Origin of the sequence: Trichococcus sp. (assembly GCF_049684335.1) — a bacterium.
GTDB lineage: Bacteria > Bacillota > Bacilli > Lactobacillales > Aerococcaceae > Trichococcus.
Genome location: NZ_JBAVFV010000046.1, coordinates 1 through 16,355 on the forward strand (window position 1 = coordinate 1; position 16,355 = coordinate 16,355).

General features: G+C 46.0%; 13 protein-coding genes. 11 read left to right on the forward strand and 2 right to left on the reverse strand.

Annotated features, from left to right (window positions below):
- Positions 1-177: 177 nt before the first annotated feature.
- Together WBM30_RS08835 and WBM30_RS08840 are read right to left on the reverse strand one after the other, a co-directional pair.
- The gene (locus WBM30_RS08835) at positions 178-384 is read right to left on the reverse strand and encodes a DUF4305 domain-containing protein (RefSeq protein WP_424900375.1); all 207 of its coding nucleotides are present in this window, start codon (positions 382-384) and stop codon (positions 178-180) included.
- Positions 385-425: 41 nt separating this feature from the next.
- Complete coding sequence (locus WBM30_RS08840; protein WP_424900376.1) at positions 426-1,103, reverse strand: lysostaphin resistance A-like protein; 678 nt, start codon at positions 1,101-1,103, stop codon at positions 426-428.
- A 193-nt stretch (positions 1,104-1,296) separates the two neighbouring features.
- Here WBM30_RS08840 and groES point away from each other — a divergent pair, with 193 nt between their 5' ends.
- The 11 genes from groES to WBM30_RS08895 all read left to right on the forward strand — a co-directional run bounded on the left by groES (position 1,297) and on the right by WBM30_RS08895 (position 16,210).
- Positions 1,297-1,581, forward strand: a complete 285-nt coding sequence (groES, locus tag WBM30_RS08845; RefSeq protein WP_086985536.1) for a co-chaperone GroES — start codon at positions 1,297-1,299, stop codon at positions 1,579-1,581.
- A gap of 28 nt (positions 1,582-1,609) precedes the next feature.
- Complete coding sequence (groL, locus tag WBM30_RS08850; protein WP_424900377.1) at positions 1,610-3,223, forward strand: chaperonin GroEL; 1,614 nt, start codon at positions 1,610-1,612, stop codon at positions 3,221-3,223.
- A 515-nt stretch (positions 3,224-3,738) separates the two neighbouring features.
- Positions 3,739-4,488, forward strand: a complete 750-nt coding sequence (locus WBM30_RS08855) for a DeoR/GlpR family DNA-binding transcription regulator (RefSeq protein ID WP_424900378.1) — start codon at positions 3,739-3,741, stop codon at positions 4,486-4,488.
- Complete coding sequence (pfkB, locus tag WBM30_RS08860) at positions 4,488-5,402, forward strand: 1-phosphofructokinase (protein WP_424900379.1); 915 nt, start codon at positions 4,488-4,490, stop codon at positions 5,400-5,402. Before WBM30_RS08855 ends, pfkB begins: the two co-directional genes overlap by 1 nt.
- A gap of 18 nt (positions 5,403-5,420) precedes the next feature.
- Positions 5,421-7,322 carry a PTS fructose transporter subunit IIABC gene (locus WBM30_RS08865; protein WP_424900380.1) on the forward strand — a complete coding sequence of 634 codons (1,902 nt, stop codon included), beginning with the start codon at positions 5,421-5,423 and terminating at the stop codon, positions 7,320-7,322.
- Positions 7,323-7,561: 239 nt separating this feature from the next.
- On the forward strand, positions 7,562-8,821 hold the full coding sequence (locus tag WBM30_RS08870) for an argininosuccinate synthase (protein WP_424900381.1): 1,260 nt from the start codon (positions 7,562-7,564) through the stop codon (positions 8,819-8,821).
- Positions 8,822-9,063: 242 nt separating this feature from the next.
- Positions 9,064-10,458, forward strand: a complete 1,395-nt coding sequence (locus WBM30_RS08875; protein ID WP_424900382.1) for a sugar transferase — start codon at positions 9,064-9,066, stop codon at positions 10,456-10,458.
- Positions 10,459-10,755: 297 nt separating this feature from the next.
- The gene (locus WBM30_RS08880) at positions 10,756-12,240 is read left to right on the forward strand and encodes a nicotinate phosphoribosyltransferase (protein ID WP_424900383.1); all 1,485 of its coding nucleotides are present in this window, start codon (positions 10,756-10,758) and stop codon (positions 12,238-12,240) included.
- Between the two features lie 29 nt (positions 12,241-12,269).
- The gene (nadE, locus tag WBM30_RS08885; protein ID WP_424900384.1) at positions 12,270-13,103 is read left to right on the forward strand and encodes an ammonia-dependent NAD(+) synthetase; all 834 of its coding nucleotides are present in this window, start codon (positions 12,270-12,272) and stop codon (positions 13,101-13,103) included.
- A gap of 25 nt (positions 13,104-13,128) precedes the next feature.
- Positions 13,129-15,012, forward strand: a complete 1,884-nt coding sequence (locus tag WBM30_RS08890) for an LTA synthase family protein (protein ID WP_424900385.1) — start codon at positions 13,129-13,131, stop codon at positions 15,010-15,012.
- 100 nt (positions 15,013-15,112) lie between these two features.
- Complete coding sequence (locus WBM30_RS08895; protein WP_424900386.1) at positions 15,113-16,210, forward strand: glycosyltransferase family 4 protein; 1,098 nt, start codon at positions 15,113-15,115, stop codon at positions 16,208-16,210.
- Positions 16,211-16,355 lie beyond the last annotated feature (145 nt).

A 16,355-nucleotide genomic window follows, 5' to 3' on the forward strand; every position in this document is an offset into this window, starting at 1 on the left:
ATAACGGGAAATAGAAAGAGGAGGAATGGAAATCATCATCTCATCATAAAAAAAAGCGAGGATGCATAATTTGAATGCATTCTCGCTTTTTTTATAGTTGTCAAGTTGCTTAAGTTAATGACATTGGGCTGCCTCATCCTTCTTTTTTTAGGGCTGAACGAACCCGTTCAGCTATTCCTAGTTTTTATCGATGCTATCTTTGATTTTCAAGTAAGCATTGAACATGCGTACGCCTTTGACAACATCACTTGTTGCGAACAGCACGCTGATGATGGCCATGAATCCCCAGCCAGCAGTATTCACGGCATCGACTGCCAGCGTGATGAAGAGGACAGCGAAAACGAATCGGATAATTATTTGAATTAATAGATTTTTTAAAGTCATGTTATTCCTTTCTTCTTCCTAAATAGCGGGCTTCACGTGTCTTAAGAAATGAGTTGGGACAGAATCGGCAAGGCTGACACGGCATTCATCAACGCATGGGCAATCATCGGAGTCGCTATGTTTCTTGTCCTGAAATAAAGGAAAGAAAACCATAGTCCCAGTGAGCCGTAAACTAAATAGTGCCCATCATTATGCGCAATCGCAAAAAGCAAAGCGCTGATAGTGGCCGCGCCGACTATTCCAATTGCGTCAACCAGATGTGTGACAATCGCTTTACGGAATACAAATTCCTCCATCACAGGTGCAAAGATGATGATGTTAAAAATAAAGAACGGGTAGCGGTTTGTCAAATCCAGCAACACTTCTGTATTTTCGGAAACGACTGGCATCTTGAACAAAAGATACTCCACATTCATCGCGACGATCTGAATCAAGACAGCTCCCATGAAACCGAAGAATCCGTTCGTGAGCGTCTTTCCGATTGGGGCAGCCGGTTGATCCGTAAGACTGTTTTGTGGTGTCCATTTTTTTCTGTTATTCCATGCTACCATAAGGACAGTTCCTAGGAAAGCAAAGAATAACGAGAGATTCATGGCGGCTGCAATGCGATCTGCCTCCGGAATGAATAAAAGAATCAAGACCGGCAGAAACTGAGAAGCGAGATAGATGAGGATGATCTGTATGGCTAACGTTAACCTTGAACGTATTTTTTTATTCATATTAATAGTACCTTTCTGAGAAAACTGACGTTTTTACGCTTGATAAATAGTATAGCACAGTAGCGCTCAAAAATAGAATTGGAAAAAATTGGCTTCCCTCTTGCAAATTAATTGGAGATTGATTAATATAGAAATGTAACTTAGCACTCTGAGTTAATGAGTGCTAAAATGATATTATTTTGGAGGGATCATCTTGTTAAAACCATTAGGAAACCGTGTTATTGTAGAAGTTGCCAAAGAAGAAGAAAAATCTATAGGCGGCATCGTTTTACCGTCATCCGCTAAAGAAAAATCCCAAACAGGTACCGTTATTGCTGTTGGCACAGGTCTCGTGACAGATAACGGCGTAACAATCGAAATGACCGTTAAGGCTGGAGATACGGTCCTTTTCGAAAAATATGCAGGCACAGAAGTTAAATATGCGGGAACAGAATACTTAGTGATCAAAGAAAGCGACATCGTAGCAATCCTGGACTAAAAATATAATTGATGAGGTGAATCGATAAATGGCAAAAGACATTAAATTTTCAGAAGACGCAAGAGCAGCAATGCTTCGCGGTGTGGATATATTAGCAAATACCGTAAAAGTGACTTTAGGACCAAAAGGACGCAACGTCGTTTTAGAAAAAGCGTACGGTTCTCCGTTGATCACGAACGATGGCGTGACGATCGCCAAAGAAATCGAATTGGAAGACCGCTTCGAAAATATGGGAGCAAAACTGGTTGCCGAAGTTGCTTCCAAAACAAATGATATTGCCGGTGACGGTACTACGACTGCAACTGTTTTGACACAAGCCATCGTTCGCGAAGGGCTGAAAAACGTTACTGCAGGCGCAAACCCAGTGGGCATCCGTCGCGGTATCGAGTTGGCTACACAAGCAGCTGTAAAAGGTTTGGCAGAAATTTCCCAAACTGTAAATTCAAGAGAGTCGATTGCACAGGTTGCTGCCGTATCATCCGGATCGAAAGAAATCGGCGAATTGATTGCTGAAGCGATGGAAAAAGTCGGCAACGACGGGGTCATCACCATCGAAGAATCAAAAGGGATCGAAACTGAATTGGATGTTGTTGAAGGCATGCAGTTCGACCGCGGATACCTATCGCAATACATGGTCACGAATAATGACAAGATGGAAGCTGAATTGGAAGCACCATACGTCCTGATTACGGATCGCAAATTATCCAATATTCAAGATATCTTGCCTTTATTGGAACAAATTCTGCAACAAGGACGCCCATTATTGATTGTTGCTGATGATGTTGACGGAGAAGCACTTCCTACATTAGTATTGAACAAATTGCGTGGCACATTCAATGTAGCGGCAGTCAAAGCACCTGGTTTCGGTGACCGTCGTAAAGAAATGCTGCAGGACATCGCAATCTTGACAGGCGGTACAGTCATTGCTGAAGACTTAGGCTTGGAATTGAAGGATGCTTCCGTAGAACATTTGGGTCGTGCAGGCAAAGTTGTCGTAACCAAAGATTCCACAACAATCGTTGAAGGAGCTGGCGAAAAAGCAGCTATCGAACAACGTGTGGCAGTCATCCGTGCGCAATCAGCCGAAACAACTTCAGAGTTTGATCGTGAAAAATTACAGGAACGCCTTGCGAAATTATCCGGTGGCGTCGGCGTCATCAAAGTCGGAGCGGCTACAGAAACAGAATTGAGAGAACGCAAACTGCGTATCGAAGATGCTTTGAACGCAACGCGTGCTGCTGTTGAAGAAGGTATCGTATCCGGTGGTGGAACAGCCTTGATCAACGTTCAAAAATGCGTCGAAGCGTTGGAACTGACCGGCGATGAAGCGACAGGTGCACGCATCGTGGCACGTTCGTTAGAAGAGCCAGTGAGACAAATCGCTGAAAATGCAGGAAAAGAAGGCTCCGTTGTAGCCGATAAAATCAAAGGCCTTGAAGTTGGCATGGGTTATAACGCCGCAACCGACGAATGGGTAAACATGATCGAAGCAGGAATCGTCGACCCTACAAAAGTGACACGTTCCGCATTACAAAATGCAGCCAGCGTTGCTGCCTTGATCCTATCGACAGAAGCTATCGTAGCCGACCGTCCAGCCCCAGCCACACCCCCATCAATGGACCCAGGCATGGGCATGATGTAAAAAAACAGGATACGATGAATTGCGTTTAGAGGGTGAGTACTAAGAGGATAACCACAAAGCGGACGTTTTTTGTCCGTGTGTGGTTATCAACTTAGGCGGAACTCTCTGCAATTCAGAGTTCAACTAAAAACAGGATGTGATGATTCGCGTTTAGCCACCCGGACGTTGGAGTGGACAGCCACTGTTTGCGAAACGGAAGCGGTATCTGCGGATCAGAACTCTAGGATTCAGAACCGTTCTATAAGTATGAACTGTTTACGAAAGCGAACGAGCATATCCTTGCAACCCACAAATAGGGCTGACCAACATAATTATGTTGGTCAGCCCTATTTTTTTTTGCCTTCTTTTCTGAACAAGTACCAATATATGGTCAGAAAATGAAAAAAATTATCCTTATGAAAAGCTGTTCTATCAAGTCTTTTGGATGGTTTTGAATGAAACTTAATGTTTTTGGAGGAAAATGATTGCTTTATTACCGTGTGGGTGGTATATTTTTGTTCGAGAGGTGATAGAAAGTGCTTACAGAAGAACGGCATAAAATCATTCTAGACACTTTAGCAAAAGACAATATCGTAAAACTGCAGGACCTTGTCGATGAGACGGGCAGTTCTGAATCCACGATCAGACGGGATTTGAGCACTCTTGAAGAGGCCGGCTTCCTGGTCCGCGTACATGGCGGAGCAAAGAGGAACTACAGTGTTTCCGCTGAGGACAGGATGGAGGATAAAACATCCAAAAACGTTCGGGACAAGCAACGGATTGCTGAAAAGGCAGCTCAATTGGTAAGTGATCAAGACATCATTTTTTTGGATGCCGGATCGACCACCTACGAAATGATTCCCTTCCTGAAGGGCAAGAGCATCCTCGTCGTCACCAATGGCGTCCCGCATGCCAGCTTATTATCGGATATGCAAATCGAGACGATCCTTATCGGCGGCAAAATCAAGATGGAGACAAAAGCAGTCATCGGTCCAGTCAGCCAAATGCAAATGAGAAATTACCGTTTCAGCAAAGCTTTTCTTGGCATCAACGGCATCGATAAGCAGTACGGCTTCACGACACCGGACACCGAAGAAGCGGCCATCAAACGCATAGCCATCGAAAATGCAGCACAAAGCTATGTCGTAGCGGATGCTTCGAAATTCAAACAAGTCAGCTTCGTGAAGGTCTGCGATATTGAGGATTGCGGCATCGTCAGTCACAATGTCCCGTCGGAAATCAAACGTAACCTGAAAGACAGTACAACTATTTGGGAGGCTGAATAATGATATATACAGTAACATTAAATCCATCCATCGATTACATCGTCCATTTACCCGCTATTGAGTTGGGTGAAGTGAACCGTATCCAACAGGATTTCAAACTGCCGGGTGGCAAAGGCATCAACGTTTCCCGCATCCTGAATGAACTGGAAGTGGAAAATACCGCTTTAGGGTTCCTTGGCGGTTTCACCGGAAAATACATCGAAGACTGGCTGGAAGCGGAAAACAGCAAAACACACTTCACGCATGTGGATGAAGCGACCCGCATCAATGTCAAGATCAAGTCAGGAATGGAGACGGAAATGAACGGTCCGGGCCCGAATATCGAGCCTGCAGTCGCCGAAGAATTCCTGAAACAATTCGATGCGCTTGATCCGGAAAATGACATCGTAGTCTTGGCGGGAAGCAAGCCTACCAGCTTGCCGGATGATTATTATCAGACCATCATCCGCAGACTGACGGACAAAGGCGTACCGTTCCTGATCGATACGACCGGGGAAGAATTAAAAAATGCGTTGCCTTACCATCCGTTATTGGTAAAACCGAACCACCACGAGTTGGCTGAATTGTTCGATACTACTTTCGAAACGGATGAGGACATCCTGCCATATGGCAAGAAATTGCTTGAAGCTGGAGCGCAATACGCAATCATCTCGATGGCCGCTAAAGGAGCGATCCTTTTCACTCCGGAAGGTGTTTACCATGGAACGGTACCGAAAGGGGTTCTTAAAAATTCGGTTGGTTCCGGAGATTCAATGATCGGCGGATTTGTCGGGACATACATGAAGACGCACGACCCGTTGGAAGCATTCAAAGTCAGTATCGCTTGCGGAAGCGCGACCGCTTTTGCCGACGATTTAGCCAAACGCGAAGAAATTGATGCTCTAGTCAAACAAGTCACTATCAGTCAGCTATAGGGAGGAGAACTTATTAATATGAAAATCAATGATATCTTACTAAAAGAATTGATGATTATGGATTTGCAAGGAACAACCAAAGAGGGCGTTATCGATGAAATGATTGCAGGCCTTGCCACTAACGGCATCATCAATGATGTTGCGGTTTACAAAGAGGGCATTATGAAGCGTGAGTCACAAACGTCCACTGGTTTGGGCGATGGCATCGCAATGCCGCATGCAAAAAACAAAGCGGTCATCAAACCTGCTGTTGTTTTTGCAAAAAGTGCAGCCGGTGTGGACTACGCTTCATTGGATGGTCAACCAGCACATCTGTTCTTCATGATCGCAGCTCCGGAAGGCGCAAATAATGTTCATTTAGAAGTTTTGGCATCATTATCCCGTTTACTCATCAATCCTGATTTCACTGCATCATTGAAAAAAGCTCAGACTCCAGAAGAAGTTCAAGCCTTATTCGCGGCAGCAGAAGCTGCACGTGAAGCTAAAGAGCAAGCTGAAGCAGCAGCGAAAGCAGCTCCAGTAGCAACAACAGCAACGAAGAGACCTTTTGTTCTTGCAGTAACGGCGTGCCCTACAGGAATCGCACACACGTATATGGCTGAAGATGCATTGAAATTAATGGCTGAAAAAATGGGTGTCGATATCCGCGTTGAAACGAACGGATCGGATGGCGTCAAGAATGCTTTGACAGCTGACGAAATCCGCCGTGCAGATGGTATCATCATTGCTGCAGATAAAAAAGTTGAAATGGCGCGCTTCAACGGTAAGCACGTTCTTCAAAGACCGGTAAGCGACGGCATCAAAAAAGCTGAAGAATTGATCACAAAAGCAATGCGTCAAGAAGCGCCGATCCTGAATGTTGAAGGCGATACATTCTCATCCAGCGCAAGCGACGAAAATCCATCAATCTTCGGAAGAGTCTACAAAGACTTGATGAACGGTATTTCACACATGTTGCCTTTTGTTGTCGGTGGCGGTATCCTGATTGCAATTTCCTTCCTGTTCGAAACATCATTCGGTGCTGATAGCCCGTTGTTCATCTCCTTCATGGCTATCGGTGGAGCGGCATTCAGCTTCCTGATTCCGATTTTGGCCGGTTACATCGCAATGAGTATCGCGGATCGTCCAGGGTTGCTCCCAGGTATGGCAGGCGGTTACTTGGCTGTGCAAGCGAACGCCGGATTCTTGGGCGGGTTAATCGCTGGTTTCTTGGCCGGTTACATCATGGTTTATCTTAAGAAAGCTTTTAAAGGATTGCCTCGTACCTTGGATGGCATGAAAACAATCCTCTTGTACCCTGTGTTCGGTCTATTGATCACTGGCTTGTTGATGTATTTCTTGGTAGGTCCTGTCTTCTCCACAATCAATACAGCTATGATTAACTTCCTGGAAAACTTGGGTACTGGTAATGCCGTACTGTTGGGTGCTGTTCTTGGTGGCATGATGGCAATCGATATGGGTGGTCCATTCAACAAAGCAGCTTATGCCTTCTCAATCGGTGTCTTCACGGATACTGGTGATGGCCGCTTGATGGCCGCTGTAATGGCTGGTGGTATGATTCCTCCATTGGCAATCGGTATCGCAACATTGATTTTCAAAAACAAATTTACGGATATCGAACAAAAATCAGGACTTTCCAACATCTTATTGGGCCTATCCTTCATCACTGAAGGTGCGATTCCATTCGCTGCAGCAGATCCGGTTCGCGTTATCGGCTCATCCATCCTTGGGTCAGCGATTGCTGGTGGTTTGACGCAGCTATGGGCAGTTTCGATCCCTGCGCCACATGGTGGCTTGTTCGTAATCACGTTGGCTAATCATCCGCTGATGTTCTTGCTGGCTTTATTGATCGGAACAGCCGTTTCAACATTGACGCTGGGTCTGTGGAAAAAAGATAAAACACAAGAAGTCGCAAAATAAATTGAATCACTCATTTAGAGAACAGACGGGGTATTCCCTAGCTGTTCTCTTTTTTGCTGTTCGGAAAACAAGTCGTATAAATGAAAAGGGTATGACAGATAAATGAGAATAATGTAAAAAAATGGGATGATTTTCATGGCAGATATGCTATAATGCATATTGTTAAATAAATGAAAATGTAGATATCAGTTCATGCATAAAAGCAACGGATATTGAAATCTGTATAAGGAGGTAAAAGCATGGCAGCAAAGGAATCAATCAAAAAAGTGGTTTTGGCTTACTCAGGTGGATTGGATACGTCAGTCATCATCCCTTGGTTAAAAGAAAATTACAACAACTGTGAAGTAATCGCCGTAGTAGGAGACGTAGGACAAGGTGATGACTACAGCCGATTGGAAGAAAAAGCAATCAATTGTGGCGCATCGAAATTGTATGTTGCAGACTTGAAGAAGGAATTCGTCGAAGAATTCATTTGGCCGACATTGCAAGCAGGCGCGAAGTACGAAGGGCAATATTTATTGGGGACTTCTTTCGCCCGTCCGATCATTGCCAAAAGAATGGTAGAGATTGCACACTTGGAAAATGCGGATGCGATTGTTCATGGAGCAACAGGGAAAGGGAACGACCAGGTCCGTTTTGAAGTTGGTATCAGAGAATTCGATCCGAACATCACGATCATCGCCCCTTGGAGAGAATGGGAACTGACTTCCAGAGAAGATGAATTTGCGTATGCTGCTGCACATAACGTGCCGCTACCGATTACGTTGGAAACAAACTACTCAAAAGATAAAAATTTATGGCATCTATCGCATGAGGGCCTTGATCTGGAAATGACGGCCAACGAGCCTGATTACGATAAAATTCTGGAGATGTGCGTGACGCCTGAGAAAGCTCCGGACGAAGCGACCTATGTTACGCTGGAATTCAAAAAAGGCATACCGGTCAGCCTGAACGGTGAAGCTTTGGACGGCATCGCCCTGATCGAAAAATTGAACGTGATCGCAGGCGCGAATGGCGTCGGCATCATCGATATCGTGGAGAACCGCTTAGTCGGCATGAAATCAAGGGGCGTTTATGAAACGCCAGCCGGAACTGTGCTGTATCATGCCCACGACAAATTGGAACAGCTTTGCTTGGACAAAGACACGTTCCAATACAAACAATTGCTGGCCAACAAATATGCGGAGCTTGTATATAACGGATTGTGGTATACGCCATTGCGCAAAGCATTGGCTGCGTTTGTGGATGAGACACAACAGAATGTCGAAGGTTTCGTGAAGATGAAACTTTACAAAGGCAACATCACTGATGCTGGCGTTGTCAGCGCGAAATCATTGTACAGCGAAAGCTTCGCGACTTTCGAGAGCGACGATGTATACAACCATACTGATGCAGCCGGTTTTATCCGTCTGTTCGGATTGCCTACATCCATCCGTATCATGAAAGAGCAAGCTGAAGATCAAGCGACACATGAAGAATTAAAAGATCTTTTAAAATAAACAACCGGTATTAGTGTCTCTCGACAGCTAGTCCGCTCCGGAACGCCCTCATCAGGCCATAACTCCTGATGAGGGCGTTCTTTTTCAGTTATTGGATGAAACCCTGGAGTAGGATGACGTAATGTGCTCCCGTCCTGGAATGGAGGGATATTGCATTGTCAAACTTTGATATCCCAAAAGAATAAACTATGATAAAATGAATGCATTCATATTTAGCTAGTTTAAGGAGGAGGAGATTAAGCGTGAATCAAACAGGTGAATGGAACAAAGCCCGTAAAATTATCATCGGCATCATTGATGTGCTGTTGTTCATCGGATCATTGCTGCTATCTTTTTATTTAAAATTCGGAAGAACTATACCATTGATAAACCTCGATGCCTTTCAGGGCAGTATTGCCTATGTCTCAGTGATTTTCATCATCGTCAATATCCTGTTCGGTACGTACATATTTTATAACAAATCGATCAGTGACTTCTTGTTCATCACGGTCATCGGACAATTCGTCCTTTCGTTGATCATCATGGCGCTGACTTTTGCCGGGCGATGGTTGGCATTCCCGCGATCGGTCATTCTGATAAACTTTTTTGTGGGAACAATCCTTTTGTTCTTGTTCCGCGTAATGGTTTTCAAAATGTATCAGAGCATGAGCGGAAGCAAACGGGTGATGATTGTCGGGATGGAAAAAGAAGTATTTGCGGCAGTCGACAACTTCACCAATACAAAAAGCATCCGCCATGTCGTGACGCATGTCGTCCTATCGGATTATTACGAAAATGTTCTGCGGCATCTGGAAGAGATTGATATCGTTTACTTAGCGAGCCAGATCGAAGAATCCGAAAAACTCAAGATATACGATCTGTTGACAAGCAAAGAGAAGAAGATGTTCTTGAATACGAGTTTCGAGAATCTGATCATGGTCAATCCGAATATGATGAACATCGAGGATGAAAGCATAATCGAAGTTTCCCCTTTCCGTATCTCGGCAGAAGATGGTCTTATGAAACGGATCATCGATATCGCGGTCGCGCTGATCGGTATCGTCATCACCTCACCGATCATGGCCGTTACGGCTATCTTGGTGAAGAAAAGTTCCGAAGGCCCCGTATTCTACAAGCAGACACGCATCACCAAAGACGGCAAGGAATTCGAAATCCTGAAGTTCCGCAGCATGGGTGTGACTGCCGAGAAGGATTCAGGCCCGGTTTTGGCCACAAGCAATGATATGCGCGTCACAAAAGTCGGCAAATATCTGCGCTCCTTGCGCATCGATGAGCTGCCACAGTTATTCAATGTATTGCTGGGCGATATGTCTTTGGTCGGTCCCCGGCCGGAACGTCCCTTCTTCGTTGATCAATTCAAGGAGTTGAATCCGCATTATTACCTGCGCCACAACGTTCGTGCCGGTATTACCGGATATGCGCAAGTGTACGGGAAGTACGCTTCCGACTTCAACAGCAAGCTGAACTTCGATCTGATCTACATCAAGAAATATTCCTTGATACTGGATCTGAAGATCATGCTGCAGACCGTCAAAATCTTGTTTGATAAAGTATCATCCCGCGGAGTGGATGAAAGCGAACGAGAAATTCTGACCGAGCAAGAGATTGAAGCACGCGGCATCAGAGTCATTTATTAAAACGAAAAGCAGGCTTGGACCGCTAGCCATCATTTGGAATAGCAAAGCTTCAATACTGCAAAAAAACCATCCTACCGGGCTTTTTTCTGCCCGCCAGGATGGCTTTTTGTTTACACAGAAATGCCGGTTGTGTTTGCGGGAATGTTGGCTAATCACTATAATCAATCTGATGGATTTTGGACAAAAAAGCGGAAATGTAGAGGGAATTGCGTTACAATGGTTAAATAGAACACTTCCTTCTGCTGCACCGTGACAGAATGCGGAGGCGTACGATCAAAGATGAAATGAGTGAGTTGGATGAGTTTTGATTATAACGATGATAGTTTAGCTTTGCATACTGATTTGTACCAAATTAACATGATGAAGACTTATTGGGATGAAGGCATTACCGAAAAACATGCAATTTTTGAACTGTACTTCCGGAAGTATCCCTTCAATAATGGCTATGCAGTCTATGCGGGGCTTGAGCGCTTCGTTTCCTACATTCAGAATTTACGCTTTACGGATACGGACATCGCCTATTTGCGTGAGCATGTCGGCTACGAGGAAGGTTTTTTGGAGTATCTGAAAAATTTCCGTTTCTCGGGCACAATCCGTTCCGCTCTGGAAGGGGATCTCGTCTTTGCGAATGAACCAATCGTCCAGGTGGAAGGTCCGTTGGCGGAATGCCAATTGATCGAAACGGCCTTATTGAATGTCGTGAATTTCCAAACGCTGATAGCGACAAAAGCTGCACGTCTGCGCTATGTCTGTGATGATGAGCCATTGATGGAATTCGGTTCCAGGAGAGCGCAGGAAATGGATGCCGCCATCTGGGGGACACGTGCAGCCTACATCGCAGGATTCAATGCCACGAGCAATGTCCGTGCAGCCAAAATGTTCGGCATTCCGGCCTCGGGTACCCATGCCCATTCGATGGTGCAAGTCTACCGTAACGATTATGATGCCTTCATGGCATATGCGCGTTCCCACAAGGATTGTGTATTCCTGGTGGATACCTATGATACGTTGAAATCGGGTGTGCCGAATGCTATCAAGGTGGCGAGGGAAATGGGCGACAAGATCAACTTCCTCGGCGTGCGCATAGATAGCGGGGACATGGCCTACATTTCTAAAAAAGTCCGTCAGCAATTGGACGAGGCAGGCTTTACAGACGCGAAAATCTACGCATCGAATGACTTGGATGAATTGACCATTCTGAACCTGAAGATGCAAGGCGCAAAAATAGATGTCTGGGGCGTCGGCACGAAGCTGATAACCGCCTTTGACCAACCGGCGCTTGGAGCGGTCTACAAATTAGTTTCGATTGCGGATGAAAGCGGCAAAATGGTCGACACTATGAAAATCTCCAGCAACGCCGAAAAAGTCTCCACACCAGGCAAAAAACAGGTGTGGCGGATTACACGTAAGCGTGACGGTAAGTCGGAAGGGGATTACATTGCGCTTTGGGAAGAAAAGCCCGATCAGGAGGCAGAACTGTATATGTTCCATCCCGTCTTCACTTACATCAACAAAACCATCACTGACTTTGAGGCGCGTCCAGTTCTCCAGGATATCATTGTGGACGGTGAACTGGTTTATGCATTGCCGTCGCTCAAGCAAGTAAAAGCTTTCTCGGAAGCGCAGATGAGCGGTTTATGGGATGAATACAAACGTATCCTGAACCCAGAAGACTATCCGGTCGACTTGTCACAGAAGACATACGATCATAAAATGTCTACCATCAAAGACATCAAGAAACAGATCAAGGAAGAAGCCGCATTATTGGAAAGCACTAAATAGCCAATCAGATCAATCAAGGGGGAATAGGCATGCGTCCATTACAAAAAGAAATTATTGCTGCATTAAGAGTGAAACCGGAAATCAATCCAAAAGAGGAAATCCGCCTCAGCATTGATTTCATGAAAGATTATTTGGCGGCACACCCATTTTTGAAGGCATTCGTTTTAGGCATCAGTGGAGGACAGGACTCCACTTTGACCGGGCGGTTAGCCCAGTTGGCGATCCAGGAAATGCGCGACGAGACAGGCGATGACAGTTACCAATTTATTGCTGTGCGCCTTCCATATGGCATTCAATTTGATGAGCACGATGCTCAGGCTGCACTTGCCTTCATTTCGCCGGACCAAAAATTGGTCGTGAATATCAAAGAAATGGCTGATGCTGCACTCGATGCGCTTGAAGAAGCCGGTCTAACCATCACCGACTTCAACAAAGGCAACATCAAAGCACGTCAACGCATGATCGTTCAGTTCGCGATAGCGGGAGACAGCAGCGGAGCCGTTTTGGGGACTGACCATGCGGCAGAATCCGTGACCGGCTTCTTCACAAAATTCGGGGATGGCGCAGCCGACTTGTTGCCGATTTGGCGCTTGAACAAACGTCAAGGGCGCCAATTACTGAAAGAATTGGGCGCACCGGCAGAGCTCTACGAAAAAGTTCCGACAGCGGACTTGGAAGAAAATCGTCCTGCATTGCCTGATGAGGTGGCTTTGGGAGTGACGTACGAGATGATCGACGCTTATCTGGAAGGCAAGGAAATACCAGATAAGGAAGCAGCAGTCATAGAGGGCTGGTATACGAAGACCGAGCATAAACGTCACTTGCCGATCACGGTCTATGACAGTTTTTGGAAAGAAGCCTAATCTGTTCAGATAGTGGGGTTTTGCAGTGAAAATCAGTAAACAATATAAAATGATGCAAGAAAATAAAAAGCTGCAGTGCAAGAGCAGGGGGGACCTCCTGCTCCTGCACTGCTTCAGCTTGTTGGCGACAGTAGTTGTGGTCCATCTCTTTCTTCAATGGACCCAAAATGATTTGGATGCCGGATTGGTCGTGAATTTTGTATTTGCTTGGCATACCGAGAAGTTCCTGATCAGTACGGGCGTATTAATGACGCTGGGGCTATGGCTTTGGGCGTTGGTGGGGAATATCCGCTTGGCGAATGCACTGTTGTTGCTGTCGGGAGGAATCCTTGGGATGGCGACCTATGAAAAAATGCTGCAGCGCAACGAGCCCGTTTATCCGAGTGATTTGAAGATGCTGACGGAGGCCACCTTCCTTTTGGAGATGCTGAATGGACGGACATTGGCGGTACTGAGTTTTGCACTAATCGCATTGCTGGCATTCGTATTCTTTTCCTTTCGAAAATCCCAAAAAACCGTGAAATTGGGATGGAAGTCACGCGTGCTGATGCTCGTTGCAACAAGTTTGGCACTCAGCTATGCAGGCCAGTTCCAGCAGGAAGGCAACCTGCTGAAGAAAGCCTATGACAGAACGGCTTATTGGATTCCATACAGCCAACAAATGAATTACTACAACACCGGATTTGTGGCTGGCTTCCTTTACAATCTATCGGCTGCGCCGATGGAGGTGCCGGCGGATTATTCACAGGAAAAAATCGATGAGTTGAAGGTAACCTATCAACAATTTGCTGATGAAATCAACGCAGAAAGAACGGCAGTTTTGCCCGAAACGAATGTCATCTACATCATGAATGAAAGTTTTGCGGACCCGCTTGAGTTGGAAGGATTGGATCTGAAAAGTGATCCGATTCCTTTCACGAGAGCCTTGATGGATACAAGCTACAGCGGCGAGCTGTTGTCCCAAGGCTATGGCGGCGGAACCGCCAATATCGAATTTGAGGCTTTGACAGGGTTCTCGATGGAGCCGTTCGCTTCGAACATCACGACGCCCTATACGCAGTTCCTGTCCTCGCAAGATGACTTTCCATCAGTCGTGTCCCGTTTGGAAGAAGCCGGCTTCCGTACCACAGCCATCCATCCCTACAATACGACTATGTACAAGCGGTTGGAGAACTATGAGACTTTGGGATTCGATTCTTTTCTCTACGAGGATACGATGACAAATACGAAAAAGCTGGATACCAATCCGTATATTTCGGATGAAGCCGCGTACGCTGAAATAGTGGCTATTCTGAAAGCAAGTGAGGAAAAAGATTTTATCCACTTGGTGACGATGCAGAACCATACCCCGTACCAAAATAAATATACGGTTACGCCATCTGCTGCGGAAACCGGCATTGCCAGCCAGACGATCCGGAACTATCTGCAGGATCTGCAGTACAGCGATCAAGCTTTGGCGGATCTGTTGACTGCTCTCGAGGGGTGGAATGAGCCGACCGTCGTCGTGTTTTGGGGGGATCATTGGCCCAGCGTTTTTGGCGAGGATCTTTATGCGCTGAACACGATCCAAAATATGCATGAAACACCTATGTTCATTTACAGCAACACAGATGAGAACCAAAAGGATTTGGGGGTCACTAGTCCCATCTATTTCTTCCCGGAAGTGCTGGAACTGAGCGGCAGCCGTGTCACCGCTTTTGAAGCCTTATTGATGGCGCTGCAAGAACAGGTGCCGGCTTTCGAAAAGACGCTGTATGTGAATGGCAACACCGGGGAATATGTCTCGAGCCGGGAGGAACTGTCCGAGCAGGCAAAAAGTTTGTTGGCGGATTATGATCTGATCCAGTACGATACAACCACCGGAAACCGGTACGCAGAATCGAATGGCTTTTTCCAAATGAACGATTAAGAAAGATTACCGCATGCTTGCGACTCTTGCGGGAGTGGATTTGCATGTGGGGCCGGAATCGCCTATGATTAAAGAAATATAAGGTGAAAGGAGGGATCCGGTGAGTTTCTTTATACGGTTTATGCTGCTTTTCGGGGCGACGATACTGGCGAGTATGCTGTTCACCTATCTTTTCCGTGCGGCAGCGAGACGTTTCCGCTGGACGGATAAGCCATCTGTAGCTAAAGTGCATGTCAAGGAGACGCCGACTATGGGAGGCGTAGCCATATTCTTGGCTTATTGGGGAGCATTCTTCGTTGGAATCCCTCTGAGTAATCGTTCGGGCTTTGCGGGCATCATGTTTTTGAGCTCCTTGATCATCCTGATAACGGGGATCATCGATGACGCCTATGATCTGAGGCCCTGGCAAAAAATGATCGGCATCCTTACGGCGGCGAACGTCCTTTATTTCTTTACGGGCATCAAAATAGACAGCCTGACGCTGGATTATTTCGGAACGATTGAATTCCATGAAGCGGGTTACTTGGTTATGATGCTGTGGATTGTGGTCATCACGAATGCGGTGAATCTGATGGATGGGCTGGATGGCTTAGCGACAGGCACTTCGATCATTTCGCTCTCGACGATGGGCTTAGTCAGCTATTTCTTCACCGATTATATGGATGTGGCCACTGTGGTCATGATTTTCCTTTTGGTTGCGAGCTTGCTGGGATTTTTGCCTTTCAACTTCTATCCATCCTCCATTTTCTTGGGGGATACGGGCTCCCTATTCGTAGGATTTATGATTGCGGTGCTGTCCTTGTACGGCCTGAAACATGCCACCTTCGTATCGCTGCTGATACCGGTAGCCATTCTCGGGGTTCCGTTGACGGACACGATTGCCGCCGTCCTTCGTCGGACCTTGCACAAGCGTGCCATCAGCGCGAAGGATAAAAGCCACCTGCACCACCGGTTGCTGCGGCTGGGTTTTACGCACCGCCAGACTGTTTTGGTCATTTATGCATTGGCAATCATCTTTTCTTTGACTGCCATCCTGTTCCCGATTTCTTCTTTCTGGGGAACGGTAGTTTTGGGGGTCGGCCTGATTTTTGGCGTGATGCTATTCATCGCCTCCTTCAATTTGCTGGACAGTAATCGTTCCAAATTGCGTAAGACATTGTATCACCTTTTAAGGGAAAAAGACGACAAAAACAAATGAACAAGCCATGAAAGCCAAATTGAACAGCTACCTGTCAAGTAGACAGTATAAAAAAGTAAAAATGAGTTTTGATTTTAGACTTGTATGATTTTACTCATCATACAAGTCTTTTTTTGTTCGTCCGACGGACGTGGTTAGCTAGCCA

What these genes read in the sequence shown, in the direction of transcription:
- WBM30_RS08835 (WP_424900375.1), bottom strand. Translation starts at nt 384, where the DNA reads ATGACTTTAAAAAATCTATTAATTCAAATAATTATCCGATTCGTTTTC.
- WBM30_RS08840 (WP_424900376.1), bottom strand. Translation starts at nt 1,103, where the DNA reads ATGAATAAAAAAATACGTTCAAGGTTAACGTTAGCCATACAGATCATC.
- groL (WP_424900377.1), top strand. Translation starts at nt 1,610, where the DNA reads ATGGCAAAAGACATTAAATTTTCAGAAGACGCAAGAGCAGCAATGCTT.
- pfkB (WP_424900379.1), top strand. Translation starts at nt 4,488, where the DNA reads ATGATATATACAGTAACATTAAATCCATCCATCGATTACATCGTCCAT.
- WBM30_RS08865 (WP_424900380.1), top strand. Translation starts at nt 5,421, where the DNA reads ATGAAAATCAATGATATCTTACTAAAAGAATTGATGATTATGGATTTG.
- WBM30_RS08870 (WP_424900381.1), top strand. Translation starts at nt 7,562, where the DNA reads ATGGCAGCAAAGGAATCAATCAAAAAAGTGGTTTTGGCTTACTCAGGT.
- WBM30_RS08880 (WP_424900383.1), top strand. Translation starts at nt 10,756, where the DNA reads ATGAGTTTTGATTATAACGATGATAGTTTAGCTTTGCATACTGATTTG.
- nadE (WP_424900384.1), top strand. Translation starts at nt 12,270, where the DNA reads ATGCGTCCATTACAAAAAGAAATTATTGCTGCATTAAGAGTGAAACCG.